General features: G+C 68.0%; 19 protein-coding genes. 14 read left to right on the forward strand and 5 right to left on the reverse strand.

All coding sequences use genetic code 11. The annotated features are described in order from the left end of the window. Nucleotides 1-168 precede the first annotated feature (168 nt). Nucleotides 169-669 (reverse strand): MarR family winged helix-turn-helix transcriptional regulator, encoded by a 501-nt coding sequence (locus NM1_RS21525; protein ID WP_068022604.1) that lies wholly within the window; start codon nucleotides 667-669, stop codon nucleotides 169-171. Between the two features lie 107 nt (nucleotides 670-776). On the opposite strand from NM1_RS21525, the gene NM1_RS21530 reads away from it, so the two are divergent. From NM1_RS21530 to NM1_RS21560, 7 genes are all read left to right on the forward strand, one after another. Further along, nucleotides 777-1,748, forward strand: a complete 972-nt coding sequence (locus NM1_RS21530; protein WP_068022607.1) for an EamA family transporter — start codon at nucleotides 777-779, stop codon at nucleotides 1,746-1,748. Nucleotides 1,749-1,799: 51 nt separating this feature from the next. Further along, nucleotides 1,800-2,447, forward strand: a complete 648-nt coding sequence (locus NM1_RS21535) for an NAD(P)-dependent oxidoreductase (protein WP_068022611.1) — start codon at nucleotides 1,800-1,802, stop codon at nucleotides 2,445-2,447. A gap of 72 nt (nucleotides 2,448-2,519) precedes the next feature. Beyond that, entirely contained in the window at nucleotides 2,520-3,308 is a 789-nt protein-coding gene (locus NM1_RS21540) for a MerR family transcriptional regulator (RefSeq protein WP_068022614.1), read from the forward strand. 116 nt (nucleotides 3,309-3,424) lie between these two features. Further along, nucleotides 3,425-3,901: a hypothetical protein gene (locus tag NM1_RS21545; protein WP_068022617.1), complete on the forward strand. Its 477-nt coding sequence runs from the start codon at nucleotides 3,425-3,427 to the stop codon at nucleotides 3,899-3,901. Between the two features lie 80 nt (nucleotides 3,902-3,981). Further along, a complete protein-coding gene (locus NM1_RS43355; protein ID WP_174556901.1) occupies nucleotides 3,982-4,689 on the forward strand; it encodes a hypothetical protein in 708 nt (235 codons plus the stop codon). A 23-nt stretch (nucleotides 4,690-4,712) separates the two neighbouring features. Then, complete coding sequence (locus NM1_RS21555) at nucleotides 4,713-5,273, forward strand: hypothetical protein (protein WP_147289043.1); 561 nt, start codon at nucleotides 4,713-4,715, stop codon at nucleotides 5,271-5,273. Nucleotides 5,274-5,293: 20 nt separating this feature from the next. After that, nucleotides 5,294-5,869 (forward strand): hypothetical protein, encoded by a 576-nt coding sequence (locus NM1_RS21560; RefSeq protein WP_147289044.1) that lies wholly within the window; start codon nucleotides 5,294-5,296, stop codon nucleotides 5,867-5,869. 25 nt (nucleotides 5,870-5,894) lie between these two features. Here the strand turns inward: NM1_RS21560 and NM1_RS21565 are convergent, their stop codons facing one another. Next, nucleotides 5,895-6,368 carry a hypothetical protein gene (locus tag NM1_RS21565; RefSeq protein WP_068022629.1) on the reverse strand — a complete coding sequence of 158 codons (474 nt, stop codon included), beginning with the start codon at nucleotides 6,366-6,368 and terminating at the stop codon, nucleotides 5,895-5,897. 203 nt (nucleotides 6,369-6,571) lie between these two features. Here NM1_RS21565 and NM1_RS21570 point away from each other — a divergent pair, with 203 nt between their 5' ends. Next, a complete protein-coding gene (locus tag NM1_RS21570) occupies nucleotides 6,572-7,021 on the forward strand; it encodes a DUF1707 and DUF4190 domain-containing protein (RefSeq protein ID WP_068022632.1) in 450 nt (149 codons plus the stop codon). Nucleotides 7,022-7,060: 39 nt separating this feature from the next. Here the strand turns inward: NM1_RS21570 and NM1_RS21575 are convergent, their stop codons facing one another. From NM1_RS21575 to NM1_RS21585, 3 genes are all read right to left on the reverse strand, one after another. After that, nucleotides 7,061-8,287: a hypothetical protein gene (locus NM1_RS21575; RefSeq protein WP_068022635.1), complete on the reverse strand. Its 1,227-nt coding sequence runs from the start codon at nucleotides 8,285-8,287 to the stop codon at nucleotides 7,061-7,063. Between the two features lie 294 nt (nucleotides 8,288-8,581). Beyond that, nucleotides 8,582-9,511 carry an NAD-dependent epimerase/dehydratase family protein gene (locus tag NM1_RS21580; protein WP_068022637.1) on the reverse strand — a complete coding sequence of 310 codons (930 nt, stop codon included), beginning with the start codon at nucleotides 9,509-9,511 and terminating at the stop codon, nucleotides 8,582-8,584. A gap of 5 nt (nucleotides 9,512-9,516) precedes the next feature. Continuing rightward, nucleotides 9,517-9,912 carry a hypothetical protein gene (locus tag NM1_RS21585; protein WP_068022639.1) on the reverse strand — a complete coding sequence of 132 codons (396 nt, stop codon included), beginning with the start codon at nucleotides 9,910-9,912 and terminating at the stop codon, nucleotides 9,517-9,519. A 279-nt stretch (nucleotides 9,913-10,191) separates the two neighbouring features. Here NM1_RS21585 and glf point away from each other — a divergent pair, with 279 nt between their 5' ends. From glf to NM1_RS21615, 6 genes are all read left to right on the forward strand, one after another. Continuing rightward, nucleotides 10,192-11,391, forward strand: a complete 1,200-nt coding sequence (glf, locus tag NM1_RS21590) for a UDP-galactopyranose mutase (RefSeq protein WP_084519874.1) — start codon at nucleotides 10,192-10,194, stop codon at nucleotides 11,389-11,391. 11 nt (nucleotides 11,392-11,402) lie between these two features. After that, nucleotides 11,403-13,352 (forward strand): glycosyltransferase, encoded by a 1,950-nt coding sequence (locus tag NM1_RS21595; RefSeq protein WP_068022641.1) that lies wholly within the window; start codon nucleotides 11,403-11,405, stop codon nucleotides 13,350-13,352. Next, nucleotides 13,349-13,948, forward strand: a complete 600-nt coding sequence (locus tag NM1_RS21600) for a phosphatase PAP2 family protein (protein ID WP_084519875.1) — start codon at nucleotides 13,349-13,351, stop codon at nucleotides 13,946-13,948. Before NM1_RS21595 ends, NM1_RS21600 begins: the two co-directional genes overlap by 4 nt. A 1-nt stretch (nucleotide 13,949) precedes the next feature. Further along, nucleotides 13,950-14,882 carry a decaprenyl-phosphate phosphoribosyltransferase gene (locus NM1_RS21605; RefSeq protein ID WP_068022643.1) on the forward strand — a complete coding sequence of 311 codons (933 nt, stop codon included), beginning with the start codon at nucleotides 13,950-13,952 and terminating at the stop codon, nucleotides 14,880-14,882. Then, nucleotides 14,860-16,896 (forward strand): arabinofuranosyltransferase AftB family protein, encoded by a 2,037-nt coding sequence (locus NM1_RS21610; RefSeq protein ID WP_373864062.1) that lies wholly within the window; start codon nucleotides 14,860-14,862, stop codon nucleotides 16,894-16,896. The genes NM1_RS21605 and NM1_RS21610 overlap by 23 nt, the downstream gene beginning before the upstream one ends. A 194-nt stretch (nucleotides 16,897-17,090) precedes the next feature. Further along, a complete protein-coding gene (locus NM1_RS21615; protein WP_373864063.1) occupies nucleotides 17,091-18,179 on the forward strand; it encodes an alpha/beta hydrolase in 1,089 nt (362 codons plus the stop codon). The last annotated feature ends 51 nt before the right edge of the window (nucleotides 18,180-18,230 follow it).

An 18,230-nucleotide genomic window follows, 5' to 3' on the forward strand; every position in this document is an offset into this window, starting at 1 on the left:
CCGTCGCCGACCACTCGGATGGACGCGACCTCGCCGGGTGCGCCCGCCGAGCCGTGGTCCGGCCCGCCGCAGCCACCCGCCGAGGGGCCGGTGCCCGCGGCGGGCCCGGTCCCGGAGCCGGAACCGGGCGCGGAGGCCGGGTTCGTGCCCGGCTGAGCGGGAGCGCGGTCAGCTGAGCGAGGTGTCGCCCAGTGATTCCGACAGCCCGCGCAGGAGTACGACCAGCTGGTCGAGGTCGTCGCGTTCCATGCCGCCGAGAATGCGGTACTGGTTGTCGCCGTGCAGGGGCATGACCTTGTCGATGAGCTCGCGGCCCTTGTCGGACAACTGAATCCGCACCGTGCGGCGGTCCTTCGGATCGGCCGCGCGGCGCACCAGGCCCTTGGCCTCCATCCGATCGATGCGGTTGGTGATGGCGCCCGAGGTGACCATCGTGGTCTTGATCAGCGCCCCGGCGGTGAGCCCGTCCGGGCCGCCGGATCGGCGCAGCGTGCTCAGCACGTCGAACTCCCAGTACTCCAGGCCGAACTGCGCGAAGAACTCCTTCATCTCCCGGTCGATCAGGCGGCCCAGGCGCTTGAGCCGCCCGATCACCTGCGTCGGCCATACGTCGAGGTCCGGTTCCACCCGGCCCCAGGCCGCAATCACCTCGTCCACCGCATCGGTCACGCCCTGCTCTCCTCTCGGGGATAAATCTCAATATCAAGATACTTGACATCAAGATGACCTGTGGTGTCTTATTTCAACATTGAGATTATGAACCAGGAGAGACCGACATGACAACCACGGACACCGCCGCCACCTCGCGTGTCGGAACCCTCGCGCTCACCGGCCTGGCGCCCCTCGTCTGGGGTTCCACCTACGCGGTCACCACCGAATTCCTACCCCCGGACCGGCCGATGTTCACCGCGTTGATGCGGGCCCTGCCCGCCGGACTGGTCCTGCTGGCCGCCACCCGGGTGCTGCCGCGCGGTCGATGGATCTGGCGCACGGCCGTTCTCGGGCTGCTGAACTTCGGCGCCTTCTTCCCCCTGCTGTTCCTCGCCGCCTACCGGCTGCCCGGCGGCGTCGCCGCGGTGCTCGGTGCGGCCGCGCCGATGTTCGCGGTCGTCTTCACGGCCCTGCTGATGCGGCAGCGTCCGGACGGGCGCAAGCTGCTCGCGGGCGTGATCGGCATCGTGGGCGTCTCCCTGGTGGTCCTGCGCGCCACCGCGGCGCTCGACCTGGTCGGCGTGCTCGCCGGGCTGTTCGGCGCGGGATCGATGGCCGCGGCCACCGTTCTGGCCGGTCGCTGGGGGCGGCCCGAGGGCGTCGGCCCGCTCGCGATCACAGGGTGGCAGCTCACCGCGGGCGGTCTGGTGCTGCTCCCGCTGGCCCTGGTCACCGAGGGTGCCCCACCGGCCCTCGACGGCAGTGCCATCGGTGGCTACCTGTACCTCGGGGTGATCGGCACCGCGGCCGCCTACGCGATGTGGTTCCGCGGGCTGTCGCGCGTGCCCGCCACCTCGGTCGCCTTCCTCGGACTGCTCAGCCCGCTGTCGGCGGCGGTGATCGGCTGGGTGTGGCTCGGTCAGGCGCTGACCCCGCTGCAACTGCTCGGAATCGCGATCGCGCTCGGCGGCACGCTGCTCGGGCAGACCGGCGGACGGCGCATCGCGAGGCGGGAAGACGTTGTGCCGCAACCGCTTCCCGATGCCGTCCCCGAGCGGGCCGGAGCGCTGCTCCCGACCCCCGCCCGAGCCGCCTGAACCACTGGTCTTCCGCGCCAGCGATTTATCGAATCAGAGGAGTGAAAAGTTATGCGTATCACCGTTTTCGGAGCATCCGGCGCGGTCGGCAGCCGGGTGGTGGCAGAGGCATCGGCCCGCGGACACCAGGTCGTGGCGGTGTCGCGGGACGCCTCCCGGCTGGTCTCGCTGCCCTCGGAGGTCGAGGTGCGGGCGGGTGATGCCACGAATCCGGACGATGTCGCCGATCTGAGCGCGGACAGCGACCTGGTCGTCAGCGCCACGCGCCCGGCGCCGGGGCGGGAGTACGAACTCGCCGCCGTGGCCGACGGGCTGCTGCGGGGCCTGCGCGGGACGGGGCTGCGGCTGCTGGTCGTCGGTGGCGCTGGGAATCTGAAGGTGCCGGGCACCGCCGGAAGGACCGTGGTCGAGATGCCGGACTTCCCGGACGACTGGCGGCCGATCGCGCTGGCCTGCCATGCGCAGCTGGATACCTTCCGCGCGGCGGTCGCGCCCGCCGACGTCGACTGGGCATACCTGAGCCCGCCGTCGATCCTCGAGCCCGGCGAGCGGCTGGGGACCTACCGCACGGGCATCGACGAACTCGTCGTCGACGTCGAGGGCAAGTCCCTGATCTCGATGGAGGACCTCGCCGTCGCCCTGCTCGACGAGGCCGAGCTGCCGAAACACCATCGGATCCGGTTCACCGTCGGATACTGAGGATCGAGGCTTGACCTTTACGTAACGTCAACTTGCATGCTGGATACATCGACGCGAACGAGAGGATGAACGGTGGTCAGGGCGTTATCCGGACCCGCGGGCAGGACCGAGTGGTCCATCCAGGAGCTGGCGAAGGCGGCGGGCACCACCAGCCGCACGCTGCGCCACTACGGCGAGCTCGGGCTGCTGTCGCCCAGCCGGATCGGCAGCAACGGGTACCGGTACTACGACCAGGACTCCCTCGTGCGGTTGCAGCGCATCCTGCTGCTGCGGGAGCTCGGCCTCGGCCTGCCGGTCATCGCCGAAGTGCTTGCCGGAGAACAGGATGCGGCGGCCGCGTTGCGGACGCATCTGGATCTGCTGCGCCAAGAGCAGGACCGGATCGCCCGCCAGATCGCGTCGGTGCACACAACATTGCGCAAGACGGAAGCAGGTGAGCCACTCATGGCAGACGAAGTATTCGACGGTTTCGACCACACCCAGTACAGGGACGAGGTGATCGAGCGCTGGGGCAGGGACGCCTACGAGCGCAGCGATCGCTGGTGGGAGTCGCTGACCGAGGACGGCAAGAAGTCCTTCAAGCAGACCCATTTCGACCTCGTCGCCGCCTATCGCGAGGCGTTCGAGGCCGGGAAGGCGCCCGAGAGTGCCGAGGTGCAGGCCATCGTGCAGCGGCACTACGACTGGGTCGCTCTCTCGTGGGGCGGTCGGCGCCCCGACGCCCAGTCCTTCACCGGCCTCGGCGAAATGTACGTCGGTGACCCGCGTTTCGCGGTGAACTACGACTTCGGCGTGGGTGGTACCCGCGGCGCCGAGTTCGTCCGCGACGCGATGCGGGCCTACGCCGAAACCCGGCTGTAGTAACCAGGATTCGGTCGCTCGTCGAGCAGCGCCCACACGGCGAACGCCCGTGTGGGCGCCCTCGCATTATTCCGGCCATAAGGATTCGTTCAGCGCGGCCTGCGAGGGTTCACCGCGTGAAACAGGGGAGCGGCGGGACCGCTATTGTCGCAGGGATTCTCGCGATTCTGCTCGCGCTGCTCGGGGTGGTCGGGATCGTCCTCACGGTCCGTGCTTCCGGCGTGCTTAACGACGACGACCCGTATACCGTCCGCGAAAACAATGTTGTCGGCCTCGTCCTGGTGTGCGGTGTCCAGGGTCTGGTCGCCCTCCTGTGGCTGCTCGGTGGCATTACGCTGTTGAACCGCAAGAAGTCCGGTCCTTCCCTCCTGATCGTCCTGTCCTTCCTCAGCTTCCTCGGCGGCACTCTTTATGCCGTGGTGGGCCTGGTTACGCCCGATCCTGCCGTTGGCGTCGGCGGCGTCATCGCCGTTCTCCTGGCTGTGCTGATGCTCGCTCTCATCCTGTCCAAGTCGTGCAGCCGCTGGTGCGAGGAGGGTCGTGCACCGCAGCACCCGCTCGCCCGCGGGCAGCTGCGCAATCGGGACCGCTGAGTACACGTCAACGATCGCGGTCGATCGAAACGGCCGTCGCACGGTAGAGTTCGCGCCCGGACGAGGAGGGGGAGCCCCGAATGAACTACCCGTACGGCCCGCCAGGACACCCGGTTCACGGCCATCCGGAGCAAGGCTTTCAGCAGCCGGGGTACGGCCCGCCGGGCTATCCACCGCCCGGCCAGCCGCAGCCCGGCTTTCCACCGTCCGGTCAGCTGCAGCCCGGTCAGCCACAGCCGGGCTATCCACCGCCGGGATCCCCGCAAGTCGGCTACCCGCCGCCGGGGTTCCCGCAATCCGGTTACCCGCCGCAATCGGCGCCGGGCGGCGGGTCCGCCATCACCGCGGGTGTGCTGGGTCTGCTGGTGGGTGTGCTCGCGGGTATCGGAACGGTGGCATCGCTCGGGATGGCCTCGGACGCACCGTCTTCCGCGCGCGGCGGGATGCAGGCGGCTGCGGCCGTATCCGGCGTGGTGGCGCTGCTGTGGCTGCTCGGTGCGATTCTGCTGTTCGCTCGCAAGACCGCCGGGCAGGTCATTCTCGTGCTGCTGTCGGGCCTCGGGATCATCGGCAATGCCGTAGCCCAGCTCGCGACCGACGGCCGCATGCTGGTGCCCGGACTCATCGGCATCGTCTTCGCGGCCGTGATCCTGGTCTTCGCCGGTGCGAAATCGACCAGCCAGTGGATCGCAGCCAAACGCCAACCGCAGTACGGCTATCCGCCCGCGCCGATGTACGGCCAGCCGCCCTACCCGGCGCCGGGTCAGCCGCCGTACCCGCACTACTGAGCAACGCCGACGGGGGAGACTCGATGAACCAGCCTTACGGCCAACCCGTTCACCCGCATCCCGGGTATGCCCCGCCGCCCGGTTACCCGTCTTACGGTTACCCGCCGCAACCGTCTGCGAGCGGCGGGACCGCCATTACCGCAGGGGTTTTCGCGATCGTGCTGTCGCTTCTCGGTGTGTGCGGGATCGTCATGTCGGTGGCCGCGGTCGACCGCCTGCACGACCGTTCGTACGCGAATTATTCCGACCTTGCCGGACCCTATTTCATATCGTTGGCCATTCAGGGCATCGTTGTCTTCCTCTGGCTGCTCGGCGGCATTCTGCTGATGAACCGCAAGAACGCGGGCCGTATCCTACTGATCACCCTGTCGTCGCTCGGGCTGCTGCTCGGCATCGCCGCGGTCGCTTTCGCTGTGATGGAGTCTCCCTTTGCCTTGATTCCAGGGGGTGCGGGCGTGCTCGTCATGGTCTTGATGCTCGCTCTGACGCTCGCCGGTTCCACCAAACGCTGGGTCGATGCGGGCCGCCAGCAGTACGCCTACCCACCGGCTCCCTACGGCCAGCCGCCGTACTCGTACTACTGAGCGCGAATAGGGGAGACTCGATGAACCAGCCTTACGGCCAACCTGTTCACCCGCAACCCGGATATCCTCCGCCCGGTTACCCGGCCTACGGGTACCCGCAGTCTGCGCCCTACCCGCAGCCGAAAGCCGGTGGCGGAAAGGCGATTACGGCGGGAATTCTGGCCTTGCTGCAGGGCCTGATCTTCGCGCTGGCCGAGGCTGCCATGGTGAGCACCTATCGGGAGTTTCGGCAGGACGAGGACTACGACTCCAGCAAGCTCCCACTGGATGTCGTTCTGCTGGCCACGATCGGCTTGGTCGCCGGGTTCTTTCTGGTCGGCGCGATCCTGCTGTTCTGCCGCCGCGCCGCCGGAAGATTCCTGGTGATCGCCATGGCCACACTGGTCCTGCTGGGCGGCCTGGCGGGGGTGGTCGGCGTGCTCCTCTCCGGAGTCGACAAGGTGGATATCGTGCCGTTCAGCATCGCCATCGCCGTCTGCCTCGCCTTCGAACTGTCCATCCTGGGCCTGGCGGCCGCCAAGTCCACCGGCCGCTGGATCAGAGCACGCCACCAGCCCGCCGGAGTCCCGATGGCTCCCCAATACCCGTACTACTGAGCCGATTTCCGCCGCGCGGTGTGGATCAGGGGATGAGTTCTGGGCTGTAGATGCGGGCTACGCCCTGGCCGTTGTGGGTGATTTCGGTGAAGCCGGCGTAGTGGTGGCCTGGCATGACCCTTTCCTTGCCGATCGTCAGCGGCGGGGAGGGGTAGCTGCCGTTGTAGCACGGCATGGGGTTGCTGATTGCGATCCGTTCGTCGGGCAGGCCGCTCGAGTACGCGTCCTTGTCGATGACCGTCACCACCATCGTGCAGTTGTCGATGGTCGAGTTGCCGGTCTTGGACGTGAGGGATCCGTACGCTCGGAGCGCGCCCTCGTAGATGTAGAGGCAGGACTCGACGTCTGCCGCGCCGTCGCTGGTCGGGAAGGTCCCGGAGCAGGATTTGGGGACCTCCCATTCCGGCGGGTCGGCGACGGCGGCCGGTGCGATCGCGAAAAGCGCTGCGGCACCGGCGAAACCACAGGCAAGAACTCGTGACAACGTACTGAAGGACATCTCGGATCCTCTCGATTGCCGAACTCGTCGAACTGTCGATCCCGATCTTGGGCAACTGTAGCGAGATCGCAGGACGACCACATGGCCGCAGAAATCGGGTCACGGCGCCGGTGTGGTTCGTATCTCCATTCGGGGGCGGCCGTGCGACCAGGGAATACACTCGAACTGGCAACGATGCGGCGTCGGTTCGAGGGAGGGCCGGTATGGGACCACAGTGGGCGGGTGGGCATTTCCTCGCCGGTGATGCCGATCGGGAACTGGCCGTCGAGGGGCTGAAGCAGAACTTTCAGGCGGGGCGGATCACCGCGGAGGAGTTGTCCGAGCGGATCGGGCAGGCCCTGAACGCGCGCACCTTCGGGGATCTGGATCGCACGATGGTGGGATTGCCCTGGGCACGGCCGAATTCGCCGGTTTTTCCGGGGGCGCCGTATGCCGGGCCGGGGATGCGGCGGCGGCAGCGCGGTCTGGGGATCACCGCCTTCGTGCTCGGCGTCTGCGGGTTCATCTGCGGGATCACGGCCGTGCCCGCCGTCGTGCTCGGCGTGGTGGCCTTGGCCATCGACACCGAGCGCGACGACAAGGGCTTCGCCATCGCGGGGGTGGCGGTCGGAGCCCTGTGGATGGCGATCTTCGGGTGGTTCTTCTTCACGTGAAACGGGTGCGATCCCGACGGCACGCGGACCGGCGTACTCCTATGCGGCGCACATGGTTTGCATGACTCCGCGGAGGATCGGCGCGCCGTAGGTGGCGGGGGCGAAGGCCAGGGTCTGGGCCATACCCAGCGGAGTCAGGACGGCCGAGGCGACACCCGTCCACCCCGCGACTGTGTGGGCGCCGCTGAGCAGCAGGCTGGTGACGTCCAGCGCCAAGGTGGTGAGGTCGTAGGCGTGCTCGACCGTGACGTCGGAGAGGGCGACGGTGTCGAGGGCACGACCTTCGTAGATGTCGAAGCCGAGATTGGCCAGGAAGGTGATCGGGCCGTAGTCGAGGTAGTCGACCGCCGGGCCCAGCTCGTCGGTCTTGCGCATCAGGGCGGCCTTCGCGACCCGGTTGTTGTGCAGGAAGTCTTGTACGCCAACGGCTGTCGTGGCGAGGGCGGCTTTGTCGATAGGAAGATCGCTGTGCGACAGGAAGTCTCGGGTCCGCTCGACGAGGGTGCCTGTGGTCAGGTCGGCGATCGGGGTGCAGCTGCCGTCGGCGAGGGTCAGCTGTTTCGCCAGATCGGAGATGGGACCGGGGACCTCGACGTGTTCGGTGGGAAAGTCGTTGCCGCTCAACTCGAGCCGGGGGTAGACGCCGGGCGTGGCGCAACTCGACCGCATCTGGTCCTGCACCTTGCGGGCCAGCCATTTCGCCCCGCTGAACACGCCGCCCACAATGAACTTCAGGAAGAATCCGGCCGTCGGCACCAGGCTGGCGGCCAGCTGCGCCGGAATCTTCACGACGCGGGTGGCGAGGATGAACACCTCGATCACATCGTTGACGGTCAGTTGCGACACGGACATCGTCTGATCGAGACGTCCGGTGCGCACCGCGTCCAGCCCGTTGACCAGGTAGGTGACGATCGGATCGTCGACCTTCTCCAGCCGGTCGCCGCGCTCGGTCGGGTCGATGGGCAGTCCGTCGCGATGCACCCGGGCCGCGGCAATCGTGTGCCGGAAGTCCTGAACCTGTTCATCGAAGGCGGCGACCCGGTCCGCGGGGACGGCGGTGCGCAGGGTGGTCGCCGCCGCGTTCACCACGGTGTCGACCGTCGGCGCGCCCTGGCCACACCAGCCGGAGGCATCGGAAACCGTTGTGTCGGCCAATGTTTCGGTGTCTTCGGCGTGGGCCGTCGACGGGCTGAGCATACCGGCGGCCAGTGCGACGGACAGCAGTCCGGCCCCCAGCAGCGGGGCGAGCGGGCGGGAGATACGCATGCGTGAGCTTCTTCCGGTCGAGTCGTGGGACTGTGTCATCGCCGCGCTGCGATCGACCCCGAAATGGACGCCCGTCCAATTCGCGGGCGCACAACTTGTACCCACCCGAAGCCACAGCCCGATGCGTTCCGGCGAACAGCGAGCAAAATCCCGGCCAAAAGCACGCCGGGAAATGATGTGGAGGTGGCACTCCGGGAGAGCAACACCGAAGGCCCGCAGGGATTCCTGCGGGCCTTCGGTAATCGTTGACCTGTTGGCGCTGAGTCGGGCGCGGGGCCGGGGTGGCTGCCGGAGTCAGTGCGGGGTTGGGGTGGTGGCGATTGCGGCCATGCCGTCGCGGTAGGTCGGATACTCAGGTGCCCAGTCGAGTTCGCGTTTTGCCTTGCTGGTGTCGAGGCGGATGTGGCTGCCTACCAGGAGGGCGTGCAGGTAGGGCGTGGCGCGCAGGAGCCAGCCGGGGATGCGGCGCGGGGTGGGGGCGCCCGCGGTGGCCGCGAGGGTGTCGAGGTAGTCGCCCATGTCGACCGGGCGGTCGTCGGCGATGTTGTAGGCCTCGCCGGGTCGCCCGTGCTCCAGGGCGGCGACGGTCGCGGACGCGGCATCTTCTATGTGGATCGGATGCAGGGTGGCGGCGTGCCGGGGCACCGGCAGCTTCCGCCGCCGCAGGCTGTCCATCATCCCGAACGTGGACGGCTCCGGACCGTAGAACAGCCCGTAGCGCAGCGCGATACCGCCGAAGCCGAGCACCTGGTCCTCGTTGGACCGCAGCGACCGCAGGTGCGGGTCGAACGGGCCGCCCTCGAGCTGCGCGAAGGGCCGGTCCTCGGTGAGCGGAGCCGGGCCGTGGTCGCGCCAGCCGTAGCCGAGGAAGAACGACTGGGTCACGAACCGTTGCGCGCCGACGACCTTCGCCGCCCGCAGCAGATTGCGGGTGCCCTCGTCGCGCAGGGCGTCGGTGGCATAGAGGTCGCGGTGCCGGGTCGGGGTGCGGGTCAGCGCCGTGGCCTGGTGCACCACCGCGTCGGCGCGCAGCCCGTCGACGGCGGTGAGCAGGGCTTCACCGTTCATCATGTCCGCGATCACCGGCCGCACACGGGATTCGGTGAGCCGTCGCGCGCCCTGTGCGTTGCGGGTGAGGCCGTACACGGTGTGCCCGGCCGAGATCAGTTGCGGGATCAGGGCGGAGCTGATGGTGCCGGTCGCCCCGGCGAGCAGGATATCCATAGGTTTCAGACCTTCGAGACGACAGCGGTGGGAACGGTCCGTCGGCGCAGCACGCGGAGCCGGACGAGCAGCGCGGCGACGGCGAGCGCCGAGAACGCCAGCAGGGACCAGGGATCGGAGTCGTGGCCGCCGCCGTGGTCCACGGCGTGGTTGTACGCGTGCAGGGTGTTGGCGATGAGGAAGCCGCCCAGCACCACGGCGATCACGTCGCGCCACAGCAGTGCGGCGATCATCGTCAGGCCGATGCCGATCTGGAAGACGCCGGCGTCGTGCAGGAAATGTTCGTGGTCGGGCCAGTTGGCCCACTGCGCGAAACTTCCCGGGTCGATGCGGCACCAGGCTCCGATGCCGATCATCGACGCGGCGGTGATGAGGGTGACGACGGTGACGAAGCGATTCATTGTGGCCTCCTTGCCGGATATGAAGCGCGGTTCCGACAGACAGACGAGGCGTCCGCGCGCGACGTGACGGCCTGGTCCCTGTGACCTGCGCAACATCCGGCCGACGAGTCGCCGGGAGCCGTATCGGGCAGCCCGATCGCGGCGGGACGGAATCGGTGCACTCCGGGCATCCGGGCGGACCTGTGGACGGTTGTGGATATCCCCCGGTCAGCGTCGCTGTCGGGCGGACTGTGCGACTCCACCCGGCGGCGCCGGAGACTTCCGATACGCTGGGCTCCCGTGACCGTCGCATCCCCCTTCGATCTCATCATCGTCGGCTCCGGCTTCTACGGGCTGACCATCGCCGAACGCGCCGCCAACCAGCTCGGCAAACGGGTGCTGGTGGTCGAGCGCCGCTACCACCTGGGCGGCAACGCGTACTCGGAGGCCGATCCGGCGACCGGGATCGAGGTGCACAAATACGGAGCCCATCTGTTCCACACCTCGAACAAGCGGGTGTGGGACTACGTCAACCAGTTCACCGAGTTCACCGGGTATCAGCACCGCGTCTTCGGAATGCACAAGGGGCAGGCGTACCCGCTGCCCATGGGCCTGGGCATGATCTCGCAGTTCTTCGGCCGCTACTACAGCCCGGAGGAAGCCCGGCAGCTGATCGCCGAGCAGTCGTCCGAGGTCGAAACGCAGAAGGCCGCCAACTTGGAGGAGAAGGCGGTCTCGCTGATCGGCCGCCCGCTCTACGAGGCGTTCATCCGCGACTACACCGCCAAGCAGTGGCAGACCGACCCGAAGGAACTGCCCGCCAGCATCATCACCCGCCTGCCGGTGCGCTACACCTTCGACAACCGCTACTTCAACGACACCTACGAGGGACTGCCCAAGGACGGCTACACCGCGTGGCTGTCCCGCATGGCCGAATCGGACCTCATCGAGGTTCGGGTGGACACCGACTGGTTCGAGGTGCGCGAGGAGTTGCGCGCGCAGAACCCGGATGCCCCCGTCGTCTACACCGGCCCGCTGGACCGCTACTTCGACTACGCCGAGGGCGAGTTGGGCTGGCGCACCATCGATTTCGAGACCGAGGTGCTGGAAACCGGTGACTTCCAGGGCACTTCGGTGATGAACTACAACGACGCGGACGTCCCGTACACCCGCATCATCGAGCCGCGGCACTTCCACCCGGAGCGCGACTACTACCCGGGCGACAAGACCGTGATCCAGCGGGAGTTCTCCCGTTTCGCGCAGACCGGCGACGAGCCGTACTACCCGATCAACACCCCCGAGGATCGGGAGAAGCTACTGGCCTACCGGGATCGCGCCAAGGCCGAAACCGCCTCGGCGAAGGTGATTTTCGGCGGCCGCCTGGGCACCTACCAGTACCTGGACATGCACATGGCGATCGGCAGCGCGCTGAGCATGTTCGACAACGTCCTGCGCCCGCACCTGGAATCCGGCGCGCCGCTCGTGGACCAGGAAGGCTGAGGCGCGGCCGAATGACGACGACACTGGAAGAGATGACGACCACCACCGAGACCCGCGCGAAATCCCTGCTGCAGCGCATCATCCTGCCCCGGCCGGGTGAACCGCTGGACGTGCGCACCCTTTATCTGGAGGAGTCGGCGACCAACGCCCGTCGCGCGCATGCGACCTCGCGCACGTCGCTGTCGATCGGCGCGGAATCCGAGGTGTCGTTCTGCACCTACTTCAACGCGGTGCCCGCCAGCTACTGGCGGCGCTGGACGATCCTGCCGTCGGTGGTGCTGCGGCTGGAGCTGTCCGGCCACGGCCGCGTGGACGTGTACCGCTCCAAGGCGGACGGTTCGCGAATCCATGTGCAGGGCAACGAATTCGCCACGGCAACGGGCAACGATGTCACCACCGTCGAATTCGAGGTGGACCTGGGCCCGTTCGAGGACGGCGGCTGGATCTGGTTCGACATCACCTCCGATTCGCACGTCGACCTGCGCAGCGGCGGCTGGTACGCGCCGCTCGAGGCGCCCGGCGAGGGCAGCATCGCGGTCGGTATGCCGACGTTCAACCGGCCCACCGACTGCGTGAACACCCTTGCCGCCCTGGGCTCGGATCCGCTGGTGCTGGAGAAGATCACCGCGGTGATCATCCCCGACCAGGGCACCCGCAAGGTGGTCGACGAGCCCGGCTTCACCGAGGCCGCGGCCGTGCTGGGCGACCGGTTGGCCATCCACAACCAGCCCAACCTGGGCGGTTCCGGCGGCTACAGCCGGGTCATGTACGAGGCGCTGAAGACCACCGACGCCCAGTACATCGTCTACATGGACGACGACATCGAGATCGAGCCGGACTGCATCCTGCGCGCGCTGGCCTTCGCCCGCTTCACCCGGACGCCGACGCTGGTCGGCGGCCAGATGCTCAACCTGCAGGAGCGCTCGCACCTCCACACCATGGGCGAGGTGGTCGACCGCGGTATCTGGATGTGGACCGCGGCGCCGAATGTCGAATACGACCACGACTTCTCGAAGTACCCGCTGCGCGACCGCGACAACTCCAAGCTGCTGCACCGGCGCATCGACGTCGACTTCAACGGCTGGTGGACCTGCGTGATCCCGCGCGTCGTCGCCGAGCAGCTCGGCCAGCCGCTGCCGCTGTTCCTGAAGTGGGACGACGTCGAATACGGCCTGCGCGCCCGCGCCGCGGGCTATCCGACGGTCACGCTGCCGGGCGCCGCGGTGTGGCATATGGCGTGGAGCGACAAGGACGACGCCATCGACTGGCAGGCGTACTTCCACCTGCGCAACCGCCTCGTGGTCGCGACCCTGCACCTGCCCAACGACGGCCGCCCCATGGTCCTCAACACCATCAAGGCCACGCTGAAACACCTGCTGTGCCTGGAGTATTCGACGGTCGCCATCCAGAACCAGGCGATCCGCGACTTCATGGCCGGACCGGACCGGCTGTTCGAACTGCTGCCGACCGCGCTGGGCAGCGTCGCGCAGATGCGCAAGGATTTCCCGGATGCGGTGACCGTGCCGTCGTCCACCGAACTGCCGCTGGCCAGCGGCGCCGACGTGGGCGCGGTGGGCGAGCCGGGCAATCCGATCGCCAAGATCGCCCGGCTCGGCAAGGGCGTGCTGCACAACCTGCGCCCCGCCAAGTCCGAGCATCACGAGCGGCCGCAGCTCAACGTTCCGACCCTCGACGCGCGCTGGTTCCTGCTCTCGCAGGTGGACGGCGTCACCGTCACCACCGCCGACGGCCGCGGCGTGGTCTACCGCAAGCGCGATCCCCGGCAGGCCTGGGGCCTGTTCAAGGAGGCGATGCGACTGCGCAAGGAACTGGCCGCCCGCTTCCCCGCGCTGCGCGACCAGTATCGTGCCGCACATCCGCGCCTGACCAGCACCGCTGCCTGGGAGAACGCCTTCGGGATCGGCGGACGACGCATCGACGAGAAAGACAGCCAGCGATGACAGCACCCGCGCCCGAGCCGGTCGACGCCCCGCACCTGCGCGTCGTGCCCGAACCAGCGGCGGGATCACCGGCCGAGGTCAAGATCATCAATGCGGTTCAGGGCACCATCGGACGCAACCCTACGGTGATCAAGGCCGCCCGCGGCATGTCGCACTTCGGCGAGCATTCGCTCGGCTGGATGGGCATCGGCGCCGTCGGCGCGCTGCTGGACAAGCCGCGCCGCCGCCAGTGGGCCGGTGTCGCCGTGGGGGCCTTCGGCGCGCACGCCGCGTCGGTGATCATCAAGCGCATCGTTCGCCGCCCGCGCCCACACGACCCATCGGTGCAGGTCAACGTGTCGACGCCGAGCAAACTGAGCTTCCCGTCCTCGCATGCGACATCCACGACGGCGGCGGCTGTATTGCTCGGAAGACTGACCGGGCTACCCTTGCCTGCGGTGCTCGTGCCGCCGATGCTGTTGTCTCGGATCGTGCTCGGGGTGCATTATCCCTCGGACGTGCTTGCCGGGTCCGCGCTGGGCGCCGCCTCCGCAGCTGCCGTGCTAGCCGCCGAAAAGAGAACCGCTCGTGACCGCACAGGAAAGAACCCTCGTTGATATGAGTGAAGAGCCGACCAGCGTCGACCTGGACGAGGCCGTCATCAAGGGACCGCCGAAGTCCCTGGCCGGCGGCATCGTCAAGGCCGTCCGCCCGCGCCAATGGGTGAAGAACGTCCTGGTGCTGGCGGCTCCGCTGGCGGCGGGCAAGGACGCGGTGTCGAGCGCATCCGTGCTCGGGTACGTCGGCATCGCCTTCATCGTGTTCTGCATGGCGGCCTCGGGGATCTACCTGATCAACGATGCGCTGGACGTCGAGGCGGATCGGGCACACCCGACAAAGCGTTATCGCCCGATCGCCGCCGGGGTGCTCCCGGTGAACATCGCGTACGCGCTGTCGGTGGCGCTGCTGGTCGGGTCCATTGCGGTGTCGTTCGTGGCGTCCTGGCATCTGGCGGTGGTGATGGCGATCTACATCGGCATCCAGCTGGCCTACTGCCTCGGGCTCAAACACCAGGCGGTGCTGGACATCTGCATCGTGTCCTCGGGCTTCCTGCTGCGCGCCGTCGCCGGTGGCGCGGCGGCGAATATCGAGCCTTCGCAGTGGTTCCTGCTGGTCATGGCGTTCGGCTCGCTGTTCATGGCGGCCGGTAAGCGGTACGCCGAGTTGAAGATCGCGCTCGACACCGGCGCGAAGATCCGCAAGTCGCTGCAGTACTACACGCCGACCTATCTGCGGTTCATCTGGACCCTGTCCGCCACGGCTCTGGTGATCTTCTACAGCCTGTGGGCCTTCCAGCAGCAGGAAACCAAGGACACGCAGTGGTACGCGATTTCGATTGTTCCGCTTACGATTGCGGTCCTGCGGTACGCGGTCGATGTGGACGGGGGCGAGGCCGGTGAGCCCGAAGAAATTGCGCTCAAAGATCGTGTCCTGCAAGTGCTGGCCATCGCCTGGATCGGAGCGGTAGGTGTCGCTGTCTATCTCACCTGACGAGAGGTTGGTAGCGGGAGAAGAGCGCGAGGGCGGACCGCCGACCAGCACGCTGGCGGTCGGCGAATACGAGCGGGAGGCGAGCGCCTCCCGCTTCGCGCGGTTGTCCCGGGCAACCTTCGTCGGTGGGATCGTGCTCACCGGGGTCCTGTTCGCGGCCGGCGCCTGGCAGCGCCGCTGGATCGCCGACGACGGACTCATCGTGCTGCGCACCGTGCGCAACCTGCTGGCCGGGAACGGGCCGGTATTCAACGCGGGCGAGCGGGTGGAAACCAACACCAGCGCCGCCTGGACCTACGTCGTCTGGTTCTTCAGCTGGCTCACCCAGGCCCGGCTCGAGTACGTGGTGCTCGCCGTGGCGCTGGTGCTGTCGGTGCTGGCCGTCGTCTTCGCCATGCTGGGTTCGGCCCGGCTGTGGGGTGGCGCCTCCGCGGGGCAACTGCTCCTCCCGGCGGGCGCGCTGGTCTACATCGCGGTGCCCCCGGCCCGCGACTACGCGAGCTCGGGGCTGGAGAACTGCCTGGTCATCTTCTGGCTGGGGGTGCTCTGGTACCTGCTGATGCGCTGGAGCCAGGCCGGGAAGCCCGGCCTGCCAAGCTATTTCGGGCTGGTGTTCTGGGCCGGGCTGTCGTGGCTGGTCCGTCCGGAGATGACGATCCTCGGCGGGCTGGCGCTGCTGCTGGTCTTCTGCGCGCCGATGCCGGATTCGCTGCGGTACTCGTGGCTTCCCGCGCGCGTGCGGCCCCTCGTGATTCGCGCCCTGCTGGTGGCGATCGGCGGGGCCGTTCCCGTCGGCTATCAGATCTGGCGGATGGGCTACTACGGCCTGCCCTACCCGAACACCGCCGTCGCCAAGGAGGCCAGCGGCGCCAAGTGGGCACAGGGCTTCACCTACCTCTGGGATCTGGTCGGCCCGTACTTCCTCTGGCTGCCGATGCTGGTGCTGGCGATGATCGCGATCTACCTGGCGCGGCGTTCCGGCCGAAAGCACGCCGGGGTGACAAGGGATGAGCGGGGCGGGACGGGACGGCTGGGCCGCCTGCAGCGGCGCCTGCGTACGCCCGGTGCGGTCGTCACCCTGATGCTGTTCGCCGGACTGCTGCTGGTGCTGTTCAACATTCGCGTCGGCGGCGACTTCATGCACGGCCGGATGCTGCTGCCGCAGCTGTTCATCCTGCTGCTGCCGGTGGCGGTGCTGCCGATCCGGCTGCCCGGCGGTGCGCGGAGCGATTCCGGCGACGAGCGGACCGGCCGGGCACGGTGGGCCCGCTGGTCGTTCGCGGTGCCGCTGGTGGCCTGGGTGGCCACCGCGGGCTGGGCCCTGATCGTCTCCGGCACCGTCGCCAATACCTCCGGCAGCCAGCTCAGCGCCACGGGCATCGTCGACGAGCGGATCTACTACGTCCTCAACAGCGGCCACGACCATCCGATCCTCTCCGAGGACTACCTGGACTACCCCCGCATGCGCGCGATGGTGCAGGCGATCGAGAACACCCCGGACGGCGGGCTGCTGATCAATTCCCCCTCGTTCACGATGTGGTACGTCGCGCCGCCGCCGCTGCCGATTCCCGAGGGCGGCGCCGGGCACACCGTGTACTTCCTGAACCTCGGCATGACGAGCATGAATGTCCCGCTGAGCGTGCGCGTGATCGACCAGGAGGGCCTGGCCTATCCGCTGGCCGCGCACACCGACCGGCTGGTCGACGGCCGCATCGGGCACGACAAGAACCTCTACCCGGACTGGGTGCTCGTCGATATGGGCATGGTGGACCGGCATCCGTGGATGCCCTGGTTCATGGACGAGAAGTGGGTCATCCAGGCCCGCACGGCCCTCGGCTGCCCCGCGACCCAGGACCTGCTGGCGTCCTATCGCGCGCCGCTGACGGTGCAGCGATTCAAGAGCAACATCATCCAGTCGCTGGATTTCGCCAAGTACCGCATCGAGCGGGTGCCCAAGTACGAGATCCAGCGTTGCAAGCTGGTCGATCCGATCCCACCCCCGGTTCCGAATTAAGCAGGAGTGCGGCACCGTAAAACCTGCGGTCTTCGCCACTCTGTCTCGATTTGGTAACGCGGAGGCATCGTCGAAGCGATAGGCTCCCATGAGTACGTCCGTCGGGGGCGTGTGTTCGCATGCGTCGACGGTGATCCGCAAGAAGCGGCCGGGCCCGGCCGCACAAGGGAAAGGCCGAACAGAATATGCGAGGCGTGACTGTGCGTTGGGCGCAGGAAAGACGTCGGAGACGGGCGCTGCAGCATGGCTCGCGCCGGGCCGGCTGGGTCAAGCGATCGGCCCTGGGGGTGGCGTTGGCGACGCTGCTACCGTTCGGGGTGTCGGTGGCAGGAGCCGGCACCGCGTCTGCCGCGTTCAACCCCGCCGGATTCGATTTCTGGGTCGATTCGCCCGTCATGGGCCCGATCAAGACCCGAGTCTTCCGAGCCGCCGACGGTAATACGAACCGCGTGGTCTATGCCCTCGACGGCATGCGCGCCCGGCAGGACATCAGCGGCTGGGAGATCGAGACCAACGTTGCCGCCGAGCTCGCCAACGCGAACATCAACGTGGTGATGCCGATCGGCGGCGAGTCCAGCTTCTACGCCGACTGGAACGCGCCCAGCTCGTTCTTCGGCCTGCCGCCGATCTCGGGTTCGTCGTCCGGCTCCGCGTCCGGTTCCGGCGCCACCCAGGTGCTCGCGGCCGGTCCCGGTAAGAGCTACAAGTACGACTGGGAGAGCTTCCTGACGCGCGACCTGCGCAACGCGCTCTCCTCCCGCCTGGGCTTCAGCTCGACCCGCAACGGCGCGTTCGGCCTGTCCATGGGCGGCAGCGCGGCCCTGACGCTGGCCGCCTACCACCCGGACCAGTTCAGCTACGCCGGTTCGTATTCCGGCTATCTCAACGTCTCGGCGCCCGGTATGAGGGAGGCGCTGCGCGTGGCGATGGTCGACGCCGGTGGCTACAACATCGACTCCATGGCGCCGCCGTGGGGCCCGGCGTGGCTGCGGATGGACCCGTTCGTGTTCGCACCGCGGCTGAAGGCCAACGGCACCCGGCTGTGGATCTCGGCCGGTAGCGGCCTGCCCGGCCCGGTCGACGGCCCGAACTTCAACACGCTCAACGCGATGGGCCTGGAGGCGCTGGCACTGGCCAACACCCGCGCGTTCCAGGTGCGCATGATGTCGCTGGGCGCCAACAACGTCACCTACGACTTCCCGAGCGTGGGCGTGCACAACTGGCGCTACTGGGAGAGCGAGGTCTCCCGCATGATTCCGGACCTCTCGGCCAACATCGGCTGATTCTCCGGGATCGCTCGATCCTCCGAAGCCCCACGGCGGCGTGTCCGCCGT

Source organism: Nocardia mexicana NBRC 108244 (genome assembly GCF_001613165.1).
Lineage (GTDB): Bacteria > Actinomycetota > Actinomycetes > Mycobacteriales > Mycobacteriaceae > Nocardia > Nocardia mexicana.